The organism is Pseudomonas sp. MEJ108, assembly GCF_030208985.1.
GTDB classification, from domain to species: Bacteria; Pseudomonadota; Gammaproteobacteria; order Pseudomonadales; family Pseudomonadaceae; genus Aquipseudomonas; species Aquipseudomonas fragariae.
Map to the genome: position 1 here is coordinate 403,894 of NZ_JARVSW010000004.1, position 17,745 is coordinate 421,638.

15 protein-coding genes are annotated in these 17,745 nt (G+C 59.9%); 7 read left to right on the forward strand and 8 right to left on the reverse strand.

The window, feature by feature from the left end; all coding sequences use genetic code 11:
- Positions 1-112: 112 nt before the first annotated feature.
- Positions 113-1,531 (forward strand): MFS transporter, encoded by a 1,419-nt coding sequence (locus tag QRN50_RS02885; protein ID WP_032653767.1) that lies wholly within the window; start codon positions 113-115, stop codon positions 1,529-1,531.
- A 20-nt stretch (positions 1,532-1,551) separates the two neighbouring features.
- Here QRN50_RS02885 and QRN50_RS02890 read toward each other — a convergent pair whose 3' ends face one another.
- Entirely contained in the window at positions 1,552-1,776 is a 225-nt protein-coding gene (locus QRN50_RS02890; RefSeq protein ID WP_003407519.1) for a DUF6555 family protein, read from the reverse strand.
- Positions 1,777-2,204: 428 nt separating this feature from the next.
- Between QRN50_RS02890 and QRN50_RS02895 the strand changes: the two genes are divergently transcribed.
- The 5 genes from QRN50_RS02895 to QRN50_RS02915 are packed head-to-tail and all read left to right on the forward strand — an operon-like array spanning position 2,205 to position 8,152.
- The gene (locus tag QRN50_RS02895) at positions 2,205-3,656 is read left to right on the forward strand and encodes a UbiA family prenyltransferase (protein ID WP_024660404.1); all 1,452 of its coding nucleotides are present in this window, start codon (positions 2,205-2,207) and stop codon (positions 3,654-3,656) included.
- Positions 3,653-4,969: an FAD-binding oxidoreductase gene (locus tag QRN50_RS02900; protein WP_024660405.1), complete on the forward strand. Its 1,317-nt coding sequence runs from the start codon at positions 3,653-3,655 to the stop codon at positions 4,967-4,969. The genes QRN50_RS02895 and QRN50_RS02900 overlap by 4 nt, the downstream gene beginning before the upstream one ends.
- On the forward strand, positions 4,966-5,706 hold the full coding sequence (locus QRN50_RS02905) for an SDR family oxidoreductase (protein WP_011267576.1): 741 nt from the start codon (positions 4,966-4,968) through the stop codon (positions 5,704-5,706). Before QRN50_RS02900 ends, QRN50_RS02905 begins: the two co-directional genes overlap by 4 nt.
- Positions 5,703-6,671 (forward strand): lysylphosphatidylglycerol synthase transmembrane domain-containing protein, encoded by a 969-nt coding sequence (locus QRN50_RS02910; protein WP_024651516.1) that lies wholly within the window; start codon positions 5,703-5,705, stop codon positions 6,669-6,671. Before QRN50_RS02905 ends, QRN50_RS02910 begins: the two co-directional genes overlap by 4 nt.
- A 53-nt stretch (positions 6,672-6,724) precedes the next feature.
- Positions 6,725-8,152: a DUF2723 domain-containing protein gene (locus tag QRN50_RS02915; protein WP_096126978.1), complete on the forward strand. Its 1,428-nt coding sequence runs from the start codon at positions 6,725-6,727 to the stop codon at positions 8,150-8,152.
- A gap of 56 nt (positions 8,153-8,208) precedes the next feature.
- Here QRN50_RS02915 and QRN50_RS02920 read toward each other — a convergent pair whose 3' ends face one another.
- From QRN50_RS02920 to QRN50_RS02935, 4 genes are all read right to left on the reverse strand, one after another.
- Positions 8,209-10,035 (reverse strand): glycoside hydrolase family 15 protein, encoded by a 1,827-nt coding sequence (locus QRN50_RS02920; RefSeq protein ID WP_096126979.1) that lies wholly within the window; start codon positions 10,033-10,035, stop codon positions 8,209-8,211.
- Positions 10,028-10,828 carry an SDR family oxidoreductase gene (locus QRN50_RS02925; protein ID WP_024639483.1) on the reverse strand — a complete coding sequence of 267 codons (801 nt, stop codon included), beginning with the start codon at positions 10,826-10,828 and terminating at the stop codon, positions 10,028-10,030. Before QRN50_RS02925 ends, QRN50_RS02920 begins: the two co-directional genes overlap by 8 nt.
- A 66-nt stretch (positions 10,829-10,894) precedes the next feature.
- Positions 10,895-11,932: an NADP(H)-dependent aldo-keto reductase gene (locus tag QRN50_RS02930; RefSeq protein WP_096126980.1), complete on the reverse strand. Its 1,038-nt coding sequence runs from the start codon at positions 11,930-11,932 to the stop codon at positions 10,895-10,897.
- A 97-nt stretch (positions 11,933-12,029) separates the two neighbouring features.
- Positions 12,030-13,841, reverse strand: a complete 1,812-nt coding sequence (locus QRN50_RS02935; protein ID WP_024642564.1) for an ABC transporter ATP-binding protein — start codon at positions 13,839-13,841, stop codon at positions 12,030-12,032.
- An 88-nt stretch (positions 13,842-13,929) separates the two neighbouring features.
- Between QRN50_RS02935 and QRN50_RS02940 the strand changes: the two genes are divergently transcribed.
- Positions 13,930-14,355 (forward strand): DUF1810 domain-containing protein, encoded by a 426-nt coding sequence (locus QRN50_RS02940; RefSeq protein WP_058399073.1) that lies wholly within the window; start codon positions 13,930-13,932, stop codon positions 14,353-14,355.
- Between the two features lie 7 nt (positions 14,356-14,362).
- Here QRN50_RS02940 and QRN50_RS02945 read toward each other — a convergent pair whose 3' ends face one another.
- The 3 genes from QRN50_RS02945 to QRN50_RS02955 all read right to left on the reverse strand — a co-directional run bounded on the left by QRN50_RS02945 (position 14,363) and on the right by QRN50_RS02955 (position 17,315).
- On the reverse strand, positions 14,363-15,433 hold the full coding sequence (locus QRN50_RS02945) for a DUF1615 domain-containing protein (RefSeq protein ID WP_058399072.1): 1,071 nt from the start codon (positions 15,431-15,433) through the stop codon (positions 14,363-14,365).
- Positions 15,434-15,520: 87 nt separating this feature from the next.
- On the reverse strand, positions 15,521-16,429 hold the full coding sequence (gene glsB / locus QRN50_RS02950; protein WP_003408001.1) for a glutaminase B: 909 nt from the start codon (positions 16,427-16,429) through the stop codon (positions 15,521-15,523).
- Positions 16,430-16,499: 70 nt separating this feature from the next.
- A complete protein-coding gene (locus QRN50_RS02955; protein ID WP_024651520.1) occupies positions 16,500-17,315 on the reverse strand; it encodes a class II aldolase/adducin family protein in 816 nt (271 codons plus the stop codon).
- Positions 17,316-17,745 lie beyond the last annotated feature (430 nt).

The window sequence follows — 17,745 nt, forward strand, 5'->3', positions numbered from 1 at the left end:
CCAGTAAACAATTTTTCATCTTTTATACCCCGATAACTGCATTAAAAGACCAATGATTACAAATTGTAAGGAGTAGTATTCAGGCCTTAACAAGAACTCAGGATGGCCATCCATGACCTCATTACCTCATACCGAGGCAACCGCGAACGAGCCGTTGCGGGCAGCGTACATCTCGGCGCGTATTGACCGACTGCCTGCGGTCGCGACCATCTGGCGACTGGTCGCCCTGCTGTCCATCGCCGGCTTTTTCGAGCTCTACGACCTGTTCCAGACCGCCTACATCAGTCCCGGTCTGATTCGCGACGGGATCTTCGCCACGGGCAGTCAGGGTCTGTTCGGCTTTTCCGATCAGGCAGCCTTTGCTTCGGCAACCTTTCTGGGACTGTTTTTCGGAGCCAGCCTCGTCAGCCCGGTTGCCGATCGTTACGGACGCCGCGCGATCTTCACCTTCGCGCTGATCTGGTACACCGTTGCCACCGTGATCATGGGCCTGCAGACCTCTGCGCTGGGCGTGATAGGCATGCGCTTCGTCGTGGGTATCGGCCTGGGGGTCGAGTTGGTCACCATCGACACCTACCTGTCGGAACTGGTGCCCAAGCGCATACGCAGTTCGGCGTTCGCCTTTGCCTTCTTCATTCAGTTTCTGTCAGTGCCCAGCGTCGCGCTGATGTCATGGTGGCTGGTGCCCCAGGACCCTTTCGGTTTTTCCGGCTGGCGCTGGGTAGTAATCAGCAGTGCAGTCTTCGCCCTGTTCGTCTGGTGGCTGCGCTCGGCGCTGCCGGAATCGCCGCGCTGGCTGGCACAGAAGGGACGCTTCGATGAAGCCGAGCGCATCATGGACGGCATTGAAGCACGCTGTATCAGAGACCACAGCAAGCCATTGGATGAGCCTGAACCGGAAAACGTAGCGCTGTCAGGCAACGGTCGATTTGCCGACATGTGGCAGCCACCCTATCGTCGCCGCGCCTTGATGCTGATCGTGTTTCACGTTTTTCAGGCCATCGGTTTTTTTGGCTTCGGCAACTGGCTGCCTGCCCTGCTTTCTGGTCAGGGCCTGAGCGTCACCCACAGCCTAGCCTATGCGTTCGTGATTACGCTGGCTTATCCGCTGGGGCCGTTGCTGTTCGTGAAGTTTGCCAACCGCTTCGAGAACAAATGGCAAATCGTCGGCTCAGCATTGGGCGCCATGATCTTCGGCAGCCTGTTCGCCTTTCAGACCAGCGCGGCAGGGCTGATTTTCTGCGGGATCATGATCACGTTCTGCAACGCATGGCTGAGCTTCAGCTACCACTCGTATCAGGGTGAGCTGTTCCCGACCAACATCCGCGCTCGCGCAGTGGGCTTCTGCTACTCATTCAGCCGACTGTCAACGGTGTTCAGCAGCCTGCTGATCGGGATATTTCTCGATCACTTCGGCACACCGGGCGTGCTGGCCTTCATCGTCGGCAGCATGTTGATCGTGATCGTCACCATCGGCCGGTTCGGGCCACGCACACGCAATCTTGCGCTGGAGCAGATCGCTCACCGCTGACGAGTGCAGGTTGAGTGGGCTCAGGCCTGAGCCCACTCAACATTGGTGACACCGAAGTGCTCGGCGTACGGTTTCGACACCCGCGCGACCTTCTCCAAACGGTATTTCGGTATGCGTGCGAGACCTGCGTCGACACTTGCACAGTGCCATGCTTCAGCGTTATCCATATTCTCGGTTCGTATATAAAAACTCTTGAACGAACCATTCAGCAGATAATCAATGCGGTAATGCTTTGGAAGTGCCATTGAAAGTCTGATCCTTTTTCAGCAGTGGCTTGAAGTATAGGTGACTGTATTCGTGGCAAAGAAATTCATTATTTTTTTGATGTCTGCGACCAATGAACACCTCAAGCGCAGTCCGCGCGGGGCCGGGATCTGCAACGGGTCACGCGCAGTCGCTGGTACCGATCGGCAGAGAATCGCCGAAAGCGCACTGCCCCGGCCAGATCGCGATGGGTGGCGCGGCACTCGCCAGCCATTACCGTTGCCACCGCCAGATTCCGGTCTTTGATCGAATAACGGATCAATAGCCGTCGTGTGGCGAATAGTGTCAAACAGCTGATTTTTCTGACGCCATCGGCACGGCTGAATTATCGATAGCGTTTAACTTTATTGAAGTGGCGAATGTCCGTTTTCGTTCCATAGTGCGCTCACGTTCACAGGAGCAACTATTCATGCCCGGTATTCAAGGAAGAATTCTTGAGGTTCATACACCGCTGGTTGTCGACCTCGACGGAACATTGCTGCGATCTGACATGCTGTTTGAAACCGCCGTGGCGTTTATCCGTGGTCATCCGTTAAAGCTGTTCAGTCTTTTCGCCTGGCTGCTGCAGGGCAAGGCGTCTCTCAAGCAAGGCCTAGCGCTGGGTACCGACATTGACGTTGCGTTACTGCCGTTCAACGCTGACGTCATTGATTACATTCAGACCGAGCGGCAGACCGGTAGAAGCGTGATTCTGGCCACCGCCTCGCACGAAACCCTCGCCAACCGGATCGCGGCACATCTGCAACTGTTCGATCAGGTGTGGGCCTCGGACGGTAGAACCAACCTTTCCGCGCATCGTAAACGCGATTTGCTGGTTAGCCACTATGGTGAGCAGGGCTTCGATTACATCGGCAACTCCCGGGACGATCTGTGCATCTGGGGTGTCTCACGCAAGGCCATCGTCGCCAGCCCGCTTGCCGGTGTGGAGCGCAAGGCGCGGGCACAAGGCAATGTCGAGCAGGTTATCCAATCGGTAACGTCCGGGATCAGCGCCTGGCGCAAAGCGCTGCGCCTGCACCAATGGCTGAAGAACGCGCTGATTTTTGTGCCCCTGCTGGCTGCCCATCAGGTCCAGAGCACGCAGTTGCTGCTCGACGGTTTGCTGGCCTTTCTGTGTTTCGGGCTGTGCGCATCCAGTGTATACCTGCTCAACGACCTCCTTGACCTGGCAGACGACCGCCACCACAGAAGCAAGCGCGAGCGCCCGTTCGCCAGTGGTGCGCTGTCGATAAAATCCGGCCTGCTGGTCATACCGCTGTTGCTCGCCGCAGCCTTCTCCGCTGCGGCAACAGGATTGCCGTGGCAGTTTTCGGCGGTGCTGGCAGCCTATTACCTGCTGACGCTGGTTTATTCGCTTTACCTCAAGCGCCACATGGCCGTCGACGTCATCGTTCTGGCGATGCTCTATACCACGCGCATCCTGGCCGGTGCGGCAGCGTTTCAATTGCCACTGACGTTCTGGATTCTGGCGTTTTCGATGTTTCTGTTTCTCAGCCTGGCGCTGGTCAAGCGCTATGCCGAACTGCGCGAGGCACGACTGCGCGCTGTAACAGGCAAGACGGCTGGCCGTGGTTACTACCCGGGCGATCTGGACATGATCGCCTCGTTGGGGGCCTCGTCAGGCAATCTGGCAGTGATGGTGCTGGCGCTTTACATCCATGAAGGTGCGACGGTGGCCTTGTATCAGCACCCGCACGTTATCTGGCTGGCCTGCCCATTGCTGTTGTTCTGGATCACCCGGATCTGGATGCTCACCCATCGCGGTGAAATGAACGAGGACCCGGTGGTTTTCGCGATTCGCGACCGGATCAGCCAGGGGATCGGCTTGCTGTTCCTGCTGGTGTTCTGGGTCGCAGCATGAGCGGGCCTCTCTATTCCTGGGGTCGCTACCCGCAGGTTGCCCAGCAGGGTCACGAATGTGACTCGATAAAACGCTTCCCCGCGCACATCTCGCAAACCGCTGCACACCATCACACCAGCCTGCCCTTCGGCAACGGCCGCAGCTACGGCGACAGCTGTCTGGCCAGCAGCGCTCACGTACTGGACATGCGCGGGCTGGATCGCTTCATTGCTGCCGACTGGCAGCGCGGCGTGGTGCAACTGGAAGCGGGCATGACACTGTCGCAACTGCTCGCGGCAGCGATCCCGCACGGCTGGTTTCTACCGGTCACGCCTGGCACACAGTACGTGACGATAGGCGGCGCGCTGGCCAATGATGTACACGGCAAGAACCATCATCGGCGCGGCACCTTTGGCTGTCATGTCATGCGCTTCGAGCTGATCCGTCATGACCAGCCGCCCATGGTCTGCTCGGCCGTGGACAATCCGCAGTTTTTCGCCGCCAGCATTGGCGGCCTCGGTCTGACCGGTGTTATCAGTTGGGTCGAGCTGCAACTGATGCCGATCCGCAGCAGCCAGATCGACAGTACGGCAGTGCGCTTCGCCAATCTGGCGGAGTTCTTTACGCTGTCGCAAGAGCTGGATGCGCAGCATGAATACAGCGTGGCCTGGATCGACTGCCTGGCCCGTGGTGCGCATAGCGGCCGCGGGGTCTACATCGTCGGCGACCACGCCCGCTACGGGTCACTGTCGATTGAGGCGCGCAATCGCCTGAACGTGCCGTTCACGCCTCCGGTGTCGCTGGTCAACAGCCTGTCCTTGCGTGCGTTCAATTCGCTGTACTGGTACGCGCACTCAGACCTGCCGAGGCCCCGCCGCAGCGCCTGCGAGGCGTTCTTCTACCCGCTGGATCGAGTGCTGCACTGGAACCGTCTTTATGGTCGCAAGGGGTTTCAGCAATACCAGTGCGTGATTCCCGAGCATTGTGCACCCCAGGCCATGCAGCTGCTGCTCGATGCCATCGCAGCCTCGGGACAGGGGTCATTCCTCGCAGTCCTCAAGCGCTGCGGTGACATCGCCTCGCCCGGGCTGCTGTCTTTTCCGATGCAGGGCACCTCGCTGGCACTGGACTTTGCGCAAACGCGCGATCTGGCCGAGTCACTGTTCCCGCGTCTGGATGCCATTGTCCGTGACGCGGGTGGACGACTGTACCCGGCCAAGGATGCACACATGAGCGGCAGCGACTTCCGTCAGGCCTATCCGGCGTGGGAACAACTGGAAGCCCTGCGCGACCCCTCTTTGATGTCCCGCTTCTGGAAACGAGTGATGTCATGAAAAAGATTCTGATCATTGGCGCTACATCAACCATTGCCCATGCCTGCGCCCGACGCTGGGCCACGCAAGGCTGTGATTTTTTCCTGGTGGCGCGTAATACGGACAAGCTCGTGAGCAATGCCGCCGACCTCAGGGCTCGCGGTGCCGGACACGTAGACACCTATCAAATGGACGTCACGCACTTCTCGGAGCACCCGGCGATGCTGGCTGATTGTCTGGCTGTACTGCAGCAGATCGATGTCGTGCTTCTGGCTCACGGCACCTTGCCCGATCAGAAGGCCTGCGAGCAGAACGCAGGGCTGGCCGTGCAGGAATTCATCACCAATGGCGCATCGGTGATTGCCTTGCTGACCGTGTTGGCCAGGCAGTTCGAGGTTCAGCGTTGCGGCACACTGGCGGTGATTTCCTCGGTCGCGGGCGATCGCGGACGCCCTTCCAATTATCTGTACGGCTCGGCCAAGGCTGCCGTCTCGACGTTCTGCGACGGGTTACAGGCGCGGATGTTCAAGCTGGGCGTACACGTAGTGACCATAAAACCAGGCTTTGTCGACACGCCCATGACCCGGGGTCTGCCACTGCCGGCCTGGCTGGTGGCGCAACCGGAAGACGTTGCTGAACGCATCGTCAATGGCATCGCACGCCAATCAACAAGCCTTTACGCGCCGGGCTTCTGGGCATGGATCATGTGGGTGATTCGCTCGATCCCGCAGCCGTTGTTCAAAAGGCTCAACCTGTGAGCGGCTTGCTGTTGCTGTCCGGATGGCGCTATCGGGCAGTGCTTCTGTCGATCGTCGTCTCGGCCATGGGGTATCTGGGTTTCTCGCTGTGGGGCGGCTGGCAGGCGGTCGGCGAAGCCACGGGCAAGGTCGGGCTGCTCGGCATCGGCGTGGCGTTGTTGATGTCTGCAATCAACTACGCGCTGCGCTTCGTCCGCTGGCAACTCTACCTTTCAGTGTTGGGGCATTCGTTGGCCTGGCGAAAAAGCCTGCGGATCTATCTGGCTGGCTTCGCCCTGACCACGACTCCCGGCAAGGCCGGTGAAGCGCTGCGTGGCGTATTGCTCAGGCCGCTGGGCGTGCCGTACCCGCAAAGCTTTGCCGCGTTTGTCAGCGAGCGTCTTTCCGATCTGCTGGCCATCGTACTGCTCACGCTGTTCGGCCTGTCTTGGTATCCGCAGGCGCAGCCGATGATCCTGCTCGGTTTTGCACTGGTTCTGACGGGCTCGCTGGTGCTGTCTCGCCGTCACTTGCTGGAGCGTTTACAGGCTTCACTGCCCACAAAAAACACGCGCGTCAGTAGCCTGTGGCAGCAGCTGTTCAACGTGCTGCTTGCGGCTCGCCAGTGCCTGCATGGCAACGTGCTACTGACCGCCAGCCTGCTCAGTCTGCTGGCCTGGAGCGCCGAGGCACTGGCGTTTTACTGGATGCTTGGCTGGATGGGCGCACAGATCCCGCTGACCTTTGCCGTATTCACCTACGCACTGGCGATGCTCGCGGGAGCGTTGAGCTTCATGCCGGGCGGCCTGGGCAGCGCCGAAGCGGTGATGGTCGGGCTGCTGATGTTCAAGGGCATGCCGGGGGCGGATGCGGTGGCTGCCACAGTGCTGATACGTCTGGCGACCCTGTGGTTTGCGGTGGCCATCGGCGCCGTGATGCTCTCGCGCTTTACCGGCGCGAAACCCGTACCGAATCCTCAGTCTTGAGGCCATAACTCAGACGCTCGACATTTTTGTTCACCTCACGGAGGAGCGGTTCAATGCCACTCGATTCGCGCGCATCGATGTGTATCCCCCTGTTTTTGCTAGCTGCCGCCATCACGGCGAGCTTTCTGGCCTCCAGTGGTCCGGTGCAATGGATGGACAATGGCATGTTCCTGGCCAACGCCCATGAGGGTCAGTATTTCAGCCAGTCGCTCGGGCCACTGGAGCATCCGTTTTATCAGCTGTTCAATACGGTTTTTTCCAACCTGTTCGGTGCACGTTCGCTCAGCCTGCTGAATTCGGTGCTTCTCCTGCCGCTGGCTTGGGTCGTCTACCGATTGGCGCAGAGCGTTGGCGCGGGTGCACGCCAGGCGCTGCTCGCTGCCGCGGCGACAACACTGGCCCATGGTGTGTTCTGGGTGTCGACGAAGGCTGAGGTCTACCTGTTGCACACGCTGATCGTGCTACTGGCCTATGCGCTGTACTTCAATGACAGTCCGCTTCTGACGCCGCTGAAAAAACTCTTCGCGATTGGCGTACTCACCGGGCTGGCGGCCTCGGTTCATCAACTGACGTTCGTGGTTCTGCTGCCGCTTTACGTGCACCTGCTGTTTCAGCACAAGGCGCAAGTATTGATCACCCTGCCCGGTTTCATGCTTGGTTTCGCGGCGGCCGCTGTTGCGGTAATCAATGACCTGAACGCCGGGATGGGCCTGCTGGACATTGCGCATCGTTACATGACCGGGGCCAGCGCGACCGTTGCAGGGCCGGAGTGGGAAGGCAGTCTGTTGCGTTTCGACAAACTCCTCGAGGAGAAGAGCGCGGTAGCGCTGTTGCTGCTGTCGCTGATCGGGCCGCAAATGGCGGGGCTGCTGCTGTTTCCCAGGGGAAGCCGGCTGCGCTTGTTATGGAGCGCCGCGCTGCTGAATCTGGTGTTCGCCATCTCCTACAATGTGACCGACCGCTTTACCTTTTTTCTACCCGGTGCAGCGATACTGACGATCCTCGGCATGATTCAGTTGCGGCGTATCCTGCCCCGCACAGCGGCACGCGGCACGTTGCTCAATCTCTCGGCATTGTCGGCACCGGCAGTCATCCTGCTGACGTATTCACTCTACGCCAACGGGGTCATCACCCTTCCGGCGCACAAGGAGCAGCTGCCCTATCGTGACGATATTCGCTACTTCATGGTGCCCTACCTGCGCGACCGGTCCGCTGAGCATTTCGTGCGCGCCTACGAGCCGGTAGTGCCCAAAGGTGCGTTGATCATTGCCGACTGGACACCGATGGGCGCGATGCGCTCGGGGCAAGCGATCGGGCTGCTTGCCGGACGCACGCTGGCGACCTGTGATGACGACGTGGCGATTCGGGCAGCCATGCGCAGCAACGGCGTTTATCTGCCGCGGTTGAGTTATTGCGCGACTGTGGCGCAAGACCACCGACTTGAAGAACAGCCAGTGGGGTATTCATTGCACGCGAAGTGAAACGAATCATGGCTGAAGCGTTGAACGTTCATTTCATGATCCGTTTCTTCACCGTGTCAAGGCTGCCAGAGCGCCTGTCCACCGCCCAGTTTGCGGTCCAGAAAACTGGCCGCACTGATCAGCGCCAGATGGCTCAGGGCCTGCGGCGTATTGCCGAGGTGATGAGCATGCGCGTCGAATTCCTCGGCGTACAAGCCCAGCGGATTGGCGTAACGCAGCAACTGCTCGAACTCCAGATGCGCCTGTTCGACCCGGCCGGCACGGGCCAGACACTCGACGTACCAGAACGAGCAAGCCACGAAGGCGCCCTCTTCACCTGCCAGACCGTCATCATGATCGTCGTCGTTGCGGTAACGGAACACCATCCCGTCACGCACCAGCGCGGCCTCGATGGCATCCAGCGTCGCCAGCCACTTGGGATCGTTGGCACCGACGAAACGTACCAATGGCATCAGCAACATCGAGGCATCCAGATTGCGGCTGCCCTTGTGCTGCACGAAGTGACCCAGGTCGTCGTTCCAGAAGTTCTTCCAGATATCGTTGTGGATCTCCTCGCGCACCTTGGTCCAGCGTTCGAACGGCCCCGACAGCGAACGCTTGAAGGCCAGGCGCAGTGCCCGGTCCAGCGCTACCCAGCACATCAGCCGCGAGTGCAGGAAGTGCTGATCGCCGCCGCGCATTTCCCAGATGCCCACGTCCCGGTCGTTCCAGTGCTCGCACACATAGTCGACCTGACGCACCACGTGCTGCCAGCCGTCATGGGAGATGGCGTCGCCGTACTTGTTGGCCAGGTACACGGCATCCATCAACTCGCCGTAGATGTCCAGCTGGACCTGCTTATACGCTTCGTTGCCAATGCGTACCGGCTGAGCACCGCCGTAGCCGGACAGGTGATCGAGATGCTCTTCCGGCAGCTCAGCATGGCCATCCAGCGCATAGAGAATGCCGAGCTTTTCGGTCCGTTCGCAGCAGTCATCCAGTCGTCCGCGTACCCAGCTCATGAAGGCATTGGCTTCATCGGTGTAGCCCAGGCGCATGAACGCATACACGGTGAACGACGCGTCACGTATCCAGGTGTAGCGGTAATCCCAGTTGCGCTCGCCGCCCTCGGTTTCCGGCAAACCGAACGTCGCAGCGGCAACAATGCCGCCATGCTTGCGCGAGGTCAGCAGCTTGAGGGCCAGCGCCGAACGAGTGACCATTTCACGCCAGCGCCCGGTGTATTGCGATTGCCCGGACCAGCGCCGCCAGAACTTCAAGGTGTCATCGAAATAGCGCGAGCAGCGGCCAGCAGCGACATTCGAATCATCGATTCCGCCGAGAATGAACTCGATGGTCTGGCCCTTGTGCATATGAAATTCGGCAACGGCGTCGTGCTGCTCGAGACGCAACGGCGTCGTTGCCGACAAACGCATGCCCGGTTGCCCGGCGGCTTCGAAGCAGATGTCCTGACCATCGACTCGCGCAGCGGTGTCGGCACGGCTGTAATCCATGCGCACCCGGCAGCGCATGCGCAGCGTGGCCTCGCCAAAACGCACCTGAACGCGGCGCACGATACGCGGCAGATCATCCTGATCCTCGCCGATCGGCATCAGGTCGGTGACTTCCACCACCGCGTCCTCGGAAATCCAGCGGGTTTGCAGAACGTTGGTGTCCGGCAGGTAGATCTGCAGCCGCCTCGCGTCAGGCAGATCGGGTGCCAACTGAAAGATCCCGGCGTCGGGGGTGTCCAGCAGCGCGGTAAAAATCGACGGGCTGTCGAAGTCCGGCCAGCAGCAGAAATCGATACTGCCGGTGTTGGCAATCAGCGCAGCACTGCGCATGTCGCCGATGATGCCGTGATCCTCGATACGGTTTTGCGCCTCTGCGGGAAAGTCAGCCATTGCCACGGAACTCCGGATAGAGGGTCATGCCGCCGTCGATGAACAGGGTGGTGCCGTGCACATAATCCGAGGCATCGGACGCCAGCCAGAGCACGGCATTGGCGACGTCTTCCGGCTCGCCGATACGACCATAAGGGATCAGCTTGAGCATTTCCTTCTCGGCGTCGCCCTTGCGTGCATCGGCATTGATCGGCGTGCGGATGGCACCCGGTGCAACGCTGTTGACGCGAATCTTCAGTTCGCCGACTTCCTGAGCGATGCTGCGCATCAACAGGTCGACGCCGCCCTTGGACGCTGCGTAATTGACGTGCCCGGCCCATGGAATCAGTTGGTGCACCGAGCTCATGTGAATGATCTTGCCCATGGCCCGTGACACTTCAGGGCGCATGCCCTGCTTGATGAACTGGCGCAATGCTGCGCGGGCGCAGAGAAACTGCCCGGTCAGGTTGACGTTGATGACGGTATTCCAGTCTTCGAGGGACATGTCGACGATCGACGCGTCCTTTTGCAAGCCGGAATTGGCGACCAGAATATCCAGCGCGCCGAAATGTTCGATGGTCTGTGCGAACAGCCGCTCGACGTCTTCTTCCTTCGAAACGTCGGCACCCATAGCCAGCGCCTTGCCCCCGGACGCACGAATCTCTTCGGCGAGTTTCTCGGCAGGTTCAGGCTTGGAGTTGTAGTTGATCACCACGGCGGCACCGGCGTCTGCCAGCGCGCGTGCGGCACCTGCGCCCAGACCGGAACTGGCGCCGGTAACGATTGCAACTTGTTGCTTGAGTGAGATGTGCATCAATTTCAGCCTCGGAGTAAGCGTATTAGTGCTGACTGGCGAGGCTGAAATTAAGTTCAGTGCAGGTTATGGCGCAGGGTTGGGCTGCGAGGTGTGAATGGCCTCGATACCGGCGATGACCTCATCGGACAGCGTGACGTCGATGCTCTGCAGATTGATCTTCAGCTGATCGAGTTTCGTTGCGCCAATGATGTTGCTGGTCACGAACGGTCGGCTGGTCACGTAGGCCAGCGCCATCTGCGAGGGATCCAGACCATGCTCGCGAGCCAGCGCGACGTACCTGACCGTGGCGGTGACGGCCTGCGGATTGTTGTAGCGCTGGAAACGCTCGAACAGGGTCAGACGGCCATCGGCCGGACGTGCACCGTCCAGGTACTTGCCCGCCAGCACACCGAACGCCAGCGGCGAGTACGCCAGCAGGCCGATCTGTTCGCGAATGGCGATTTCCGCCAGACCGACTTCAAACGTGCGGTTAAGCAGGTTGTAGGGATTCTGGATGGAGACGGCACGTGGCAGATCGAGGGTTTCGGCCAGGTGCAGAAAACGCTGGGTGCCCCATGGCGTTTCGTTGGACAGGCCGAAGTGACGAATCTTGCCCGCCTTGACCAGATCGCCCAGTACCGACAGGGTTTCTTCGATTTCGACGGCCTGATCATCCGGGTCGTGGGTGTAACCGAGCACGCCGAAGAAGTTGGTCTTGCGATCCGGCCAGTGCAGCTGGTACAGGTCCAGATAATCGGTGTTCAGACGCTTGAGGCTGGCTTCCAGCGCCGCAGTGATGTTCTTGCGGTCAAGGCGCGGATTGCCATCGCGGATGTGATCCATGCGACCTGGACCGGCGACCTTGCTGGCCAGTACCCAGTCGTTGCGGTCGCCGTACTTCTTGAAGTACTCGCCGATGATGCTTTCGGTCTTGGTGTAGGTCTCGCCACGCGGCGGCACCGGGTACATTTCTGCCGTGTCGAGGAAGTTGACCTTGGCATCCTTGGCCATACGAATCTGTTCGAATGCTTCATCCTGGGTGTTCTGCTCGCCCCAGGTCATGGTGCCCAGACAGATCGCGCTGACCGACAGATCGGTTTTGCCCAATTTACGAAATTGCATCGATGTCTCCGTTTGATTCAAAAAGATACAGCTTGAAACAGGGCTCCCATAAAACGCCGACTGGTCATTCACTGCAACACTTTTTATCCGGTTTTACCTAGCGATAACCCTGCGCCTGCAGATCGAACAGCGCGGCGTAGCGCCCTGCGGCGGCGATCAGGCTGTCATGATCACCGCGTTCCAGCACCCGCCCGTGCTCCAGTACCACGATGTGTTCGGCATTGCGCACGCTGGAAAAGCGATGCGATATGAGCAGCGTCATGCGCCCTTTGGCATACTCGCGAAAATGCTCGAATACCGCCGCTTCTGCGCCTGCATCCAGCGCAGCAGTCGGCTCGTCGAGAATCAGAATATCGGCGTCGCGGCGCATGTAGGCGCGTGACAGCGCGATTTTCTGCCACTGCCCGCCCGACAGCTCCTGACCTCCCGCAAACCAGCGACCCAATTGGGTGGCGTAGCCTTTGTCGAGCTGTTCGATGAACTGCGCGGCCATGCCCTGCGCCGCCGCTTCGCGCCAACGGCCTTCATCATGGAAGGCCTGAGTGTCGCCGACTCCAAGGTTCTCGCCGACCAGAAACTGATAGCGAATGAAGTCCTGAAAAATCACGCCGATACGCGATCGCAAGGCCTCTTCGTCCCACTCCTGCAGGTCGCTGCCGTCCAGCAGAATGCGGCCTTGATCAGGCTGGTAAAGACGCGTCAGCAGCTTGATCAGCGTGGTTTTCCCCGAGCCGTTCTCGCCCACCAGGGCCACGCTGCGCCCCGGCGCCAGGTGCAGATCGATGTTTTCCAGTGCCGGACGGCTGGTCCCCGGGTAGGTGAAACTGACGTTTTCGAAGCGCATGCCATCGCCGGGCTGCGCGCCCACGGTCAGGCTGCCGGCAGACGGCGTGACCGGCTGACCGAGGTAGACATACAGGTCGGCCAGATACAGGCCGTCCTCGTACAGACCACTGATGGCGCTGAGACTGCTGCTTACTGCGGCCTGACCCTGCTTGAACAGCACCAGGTACATGGTCATCTGCCCCAGGGTGATCCGCCCATGCACCGCATCGACCACCACCCAGGCGTAGGCCAGGTAAAACGCAGCCGTGCCCAGCAGCCCGAGCAAAAAACCCCAGCCATCACGACGCACCGTCAGGCGCCGGTCTTCGGCGTACAGACGCTCGAAGGTGTCGCGGTAGCGCTTGAGCAGCAGCGGCGCGAAGCCGAACAGCTTGACCTCTTTGATATAGCCCTCGTGGGAGAGCAGTGTTTCGATGTAGTTCTGTCGACGGGTTTCCGGAGCACGCCGGGTAAACAGGCGGAACGCGTCGCCGGAAAAATGCGCCTCGGCAAAGAACACCGGCAACGCGCCGAGCACCAGAATCAGCAACGCCCAAGGCGAGAAATGCACCAGCAGTACGGCAAAGCTGATCAGCGAAATAAGGTTTTGCAGCAACCCCAACGACTTGGTCACCAGTGCCAGCGGCCGTGTCGAGGCTTCACGCCGGACGCGCACGAGCTTGTCGTAGAACTCGGAGTCTTCGAACTGCGACAGCGACAGGGTCTGGGCCTTCTCCAGAATCAGGGTATTGACCTTCTGCCCCAGCAGCACCCGCAGCAATGCCTGCTGCACCGAAAGCCCACGCTGTGCTGCCGCCAGCAGAGCCAGCACACCGGCTTCGAACAACACATAGCGCAACACCGGCCACAACGGCGCTTCGCCTGCGCTGGCGTGCAACTGCATGGCAGCGACCACGGCATCGACGATGCGCTGGCCGAGCCAGGCGGCCAGCGCGGGCAGCAGGCCGGCGATCAGCGTGGCGACGATCAGGCCGATGGACAGCGCTCGGGAAGTGGTCCAGACCAGATGCATGGCGCGCAAGGCCTGCTGCATGAACGAAATGAAACGTTTGAAAACCGGCATACGCTTAAAAACTCTTCAGACAGGTCGAACCCCCTTGAGGGGCGGCCATCATACGACCACAGGTTTGTTGAAAAACAGGAAACTCATCATGAAAGATACTTACAACCTGCAACGCTTTGTCGATGCCCAGCAGCCGCTGTTCCAGCAGGTGTTAACGGAACTCGAAGCCGGGCAGAAACGCTCCCACTGGATGTGGTTTGTGTTCCCGCAGATCCAGGGGCTGGGGCGCAGCGACACGGCGCGACACTACGCAGTCACCGATCTCGATGAAGCGCGGGCTTACCTGCAACACTCCGTGCTGGGCCCGCGCCTGGAACAGTGCGCCGGCATCATTGCGCCTCAGGTAGAACGTTCGGCGCGACAGATCTTCAGTTCGCCGGATGACATGAAACTGCATTCGAGCATGACCCTGTTCAGCATCGCAGCACCCGAGCGGCCTGTGTTTCAAAAGGTGCTGGATACGTTTTTCGGGGGCGAGCGGGATGCAATGACGGTGAACCTCCTGTCACGATGATTCAACTTCACTTGGGCGCACGCTGCACGCAGCGTTCGCGTCGGTCGTCGACGCGCTCGGCAAACCAGGCGGTAGTAAGGTTGCGGGTGATTTTCGGACTTTTCAGGGTGATGCCGGGCAGGATGGCTCTGGGCAAAGGCTTGCCCGCCGCCCTGTCCGCCAGGGCGAAGACCTTGCTGTACAGATCGGTTTCCTCGAACTCCAGCGTATCGCCCTGCTTGAGCTGGTTCCATATCTGCGACTTGTTCATCCCCAGCCGATCACCGAGGGTGCGCACCGCCAGCTCGGTGGAGCCTGGCGAGGTGGAGTCAAAGCGGATCAGGTCGCCATCCAGCGCCAGCTCGATCCCGGTTGCCCGACTCACGGCATTCTGGAACGCAGCATTGCGGCTGGCGTACCAGCCGGCATTGAAGTCGGCAAAGCGGTACAGCGACTCGGTGTAGTTGACCGGGTAGCCCAATAGGTGGGCGATACCGAAGTACATGCCACCACGGCGGGTGAAGACTTCGCGACGGATCGAACCATCGACTGTGTAGGGATAATCCTCGGCGTGTTTCTCGGCAAAGGCGATGCTGACCTGCATCGGCCCGCCGGTCTTGACCGGGTTGAAGTTGCCGAACAACGTCTGACCCAAGGGCACCATACCGATGAAATCATCAAAGATCGCGCTGAGGTCTTTCTCGGTGCGCGCAGAATCAAGGCGTTTGCCGTAAGTCTTGCCGTCCGGCGAGCGCACGCGCAACGCCGTGGCGATCAGCGCATCGGGAATGTGCAGTCGCGCGGCGCGGCGGTTGATTTCAGCGCGGGCGATGTGGCCCATGCCCGGCACTGCAGGATCGACTTGAAAGGTCGACTCCTGCTCGGTAACGGCCATCACCGAACACAGGTTTTCGGTGGTCAGCGGGATTTTCTGCGCGGCAAACGCGGCATGAATATCCGTGGCCCATGCCTGGCGATCCGTGACATTTACCGGCATCAGGCGCACGATCCGCGCGCGCGCCTGTTCAGGCGTCAACTCGGGTTCCAGAACCCGTTGCGTGCCGCAGCCTGCCAGCACCAGCAGCCCGACGCTCAGCATGAGCGATTTGCATAGCCTTCTATTCAATCCATGACTCCTGTCTGGTTCGCGCTTCGACGCGCGGTTCACTTCAGAAGGCTTTTTACCTCAAAAGACCGACCAGTCGACCCTCGCGCTGAGTTTTTCCAGCGCAGCCATACCGACAAGGGAATTGCCCGCTGCGTTCAACTCCGGGGACCACACACAGACCGAAGCACGCTCGGGCACGATCGCAACGATACCACCGCCTACCCCGCTCTTGCCCGGCAGGCCTACGCGATAGGCGAAGTTGCCGGCCTCGTCGTACAAGCCGCTGGTGGCCATGATCGAGTTGACCTGGGTGGCTTGCCGCGCAGTGAGGACCTGCTCGCCGCTGTGCGCGCAAAAGCCCTGATGCGCCAGGAAGCCGAATGCCTTGGCCAGATCGATGCAGTTCATGCTCAGCGCACAATGGTGGAAGTAGCTGCGCAGCACGTCTTCCACATCGCCGTGGAAATTGTCGAAGGACTTCATCAGATAGGCCGCCGCGGCATTGCGCGAACGGTGCTGGTATTCGGATTCGGCGACTTTGGAGTCGGAGGTGATCGCCCGATTGCCGCACAGGCGTCGAACGAAGTCGCGCATCGACAGCGACGGTGCTGCAAACCGCGCCTGATTGATGTCGCAGATCACCAGCGCACCGGCATTGATGAACGGGTTGCGTGGCCTGCCCTGCTCGAATTCCAGCTGCACCAGCGAGTTGAACGGCTGGCCGGAAGGCTCGTGCCCGAGGCGCTGCCAGATCTCCTCGCCCGAGTGATTGATGGCTTGCACCAGGCTGAACACCTTGGAAATGCTCTGTATCGAAAACGCCGTTTCGGCGTCGCCGGCGCTGAACACCTGGCCATCGTTGCCGTACACCGCGATGCCCAGTTGATCAGGCCGGACCTCGCCTAGTGCCGGGATGTAATCGGCAACCTTGCCCTGACCAAGCAAGGGTCTTACTTCGTCGAGGATTTCGTTCAGCAGGTCTTGCATGTGTGCGCCCCTTGTTTTGGCTGCGCACACTACACCAACCTCAAGCGCCTCGCATCACTGCGTTGCAGGCTCAGGTCCTGTAGTCGGTGTCATTACGCTCCAGCTCGCGAATCAGGGCATTCCAGTGCCGTGCGACACCCGGCGCATGGCCGTCCTTGATGGCCTTTGCCTGCTGCTCCACCTTGGCAATCACCTCGCGCGGCGGAAACACCAGTTCGGCGTTACCCGCCGACTGCGCTGCAATCTGAATGTTGCAGGCGTACTCGAGGGCATGAAGCTGCTGAAACGCATGCTCGACACTCACCCCGCCAGTCAGCAACCCGTGGTTACGCAGGATCATCACGCTCTTGTCACCCAGGTCCGCCACCAGCCGTTCGCGTTCGCTCAAATCCAGCGCAATACCTTCATAGCCGTGGTAAGCCACCCGGCCGGAGAAGGCAATCGAGTGCTGGGAGATGGGCAGCAGGCCGTGCTTCTGGGCCGACACGGCGATACCGTCACGGGTGTGAGTGTGCAGCACCGCCTGCAGGTCGTGGCGCGCTGCATGAATGGCGCTGTGAATCACGTAACCGGCGTAGTTGATACCCAGCCCGGTGGGGTCATCGACAATCGTCCCGTCAATATCGACCTTGACCAGGTTGGACGCGGTGATTTCATCAAACAACAGCCCGAACGCGTTGATCAGAAAGTGCTCGTCCGGGCCCGGCACACGTGCCGAAAAGTGCGTATAGATATGATCGGTCCAACGCTTGAGCGCCGCCAGCCGATAGGCTGCCGCCAGTTTGACCCGGACGTCCCATTCCTCCGGCGACACTCTGTCGCGCACGCTGCCGCCACCCGACTGCGTCGTACCTGACTGGACTGGCAAAGCGCTGACGTTGCTCATGGTATTGCTCCTTGATGACTGCTGACTGATCAACAAGACTAGGCGTATGGCAATCCAATTAAAAAGCACATTTACTTCTAAGCTAATTATAAAAAATCAGAATATTAAAATCTGCTTGGTCATCTGCTTTGCGCGTGTGCACGACGGTCTATGATTATTCCTAAAGGCTATTTAAATAACTTTTTGTATAGCGACATGCTCCAGAGCATTCTAAATCCCCGCTGGAGCATCGCACGCCGAAGACTGCAAGATTTCTGCCCCGTATCAGCTGCCTCACAGCGGCCGACGCTCTGCGTAACACGGCGGTTCCGGGATGTCAGGTGGATTGAGGTCCGACTCAGGTCAGCTTTTCGCCCCTCGGCGAGTCACTTTGATGGGGCCAAAGTGACCAAAGCCCCTGGCTCCGTTTCCGGCCCGACTTCGTCGGGTT

Excerpts from the sequence above, each read along its gene's own strand:
- QRN50_RS02905 (WP_011267576.1), top strand. The coding sequence starts at position 4,966 with ATGAAAAAGATTCTGATCATTGGCGCTACATCAACCATTGCCCATGCC.
- QRN50_RS02955 (WP_024651520.1), bottom strand. The coding sequence starts at position 17,315 with ATGAGCAACGTCAGCGCTTTGCCAGTCCAGTCAGGTACGACGCAGTCG.
- QRN50_RS02885 (WP_032653767.1), top strand. The coding sequence starts at position 113 with ATGACCTCATTACCTCATACCGAGGCAACCGCGAACGAGCCGTTGCGG.
- QRN50_RS02920 (WP_096126979.1), bottom strand. The coding sequence starts at position 10,035 with ATGGCTGACTTTCCCGCAGAGGCGCAAAACCGTATCGAGGATCACGGC.
- glsB (WP_003408001.1), bottom strand. The coding sequence starts at position 16,429 with ATGCAAGACCTGCTGAACGAAATCCTCGACGAAGTAAGACCCTTGCTT.
- QRN50_RS02915 (WP_096126978.1), top strand. The coding sequence starts at position 6,725 with ATGCCACTCGATTCGCGCGCATCGATGTGTATCCCCCTGTTTTTGCTA.
- QRN50_RS02895 (WP_024660404.1), top strand. The coding sequence starts at position 2,205 with ATGCCCGGTATTCAAGGAAGAATTCTTGAGGTTCATACACCGCTGGTT.
- QRN50_RS02925 (WP_024639483.1), bottom strand. The coding sequence starts at position 10,828 with ATGCACATCTCACTCAAGCAACAAGTTGCAATCGTTACCGGCGCCAGT.
- QRN50_RS02940 (WP_058399073.1), top strand. The coding sequence starts at position 13,930 with ATGAAAGATACTTACAACCTGCAACGCTTTGTCGATGCCCAGCAGCCG.
- QRN50_RS02945 (WP_058399072.1), bottom strand. The coding sequence starts at position 15,433 with ATGCTGAGCGTCGGGCTGCTGGTGCTGGCAGGCTGCGGCACGCAACGG.
- QRN50_RS02930 (WP_096126980.1), bottom strand. The coding sequence starts at position 11,932 with ATGCAATTTCGTAAATTGGGCAAAACCGATCTGTCGGTCAGCGCGATC.
- QRN50_RS02890 (WP_003407519.1), bottom strand. The coding sequence starts at position 1,776 with ATGGCACTTCCAAAGCATTACCGCATTGATTATCTGCTGAATGGTTCG.
- QRN50_RS02935 (WP_024642564.1), bottom strand. The coding sequence starts at position 13,841 with ATGCCGGTTTTCAAACGTTTCATTTCGTTCATGCAGCAGGCCTTGCGC.
- QRN50_RS02900 (WP_024660405.1), top strand. The coding sequence starts at position 3,653 with ATGAGCGGGCCTCTCTATTCCTGGGGTCGCTACCCGCAGGTTGCCCAG.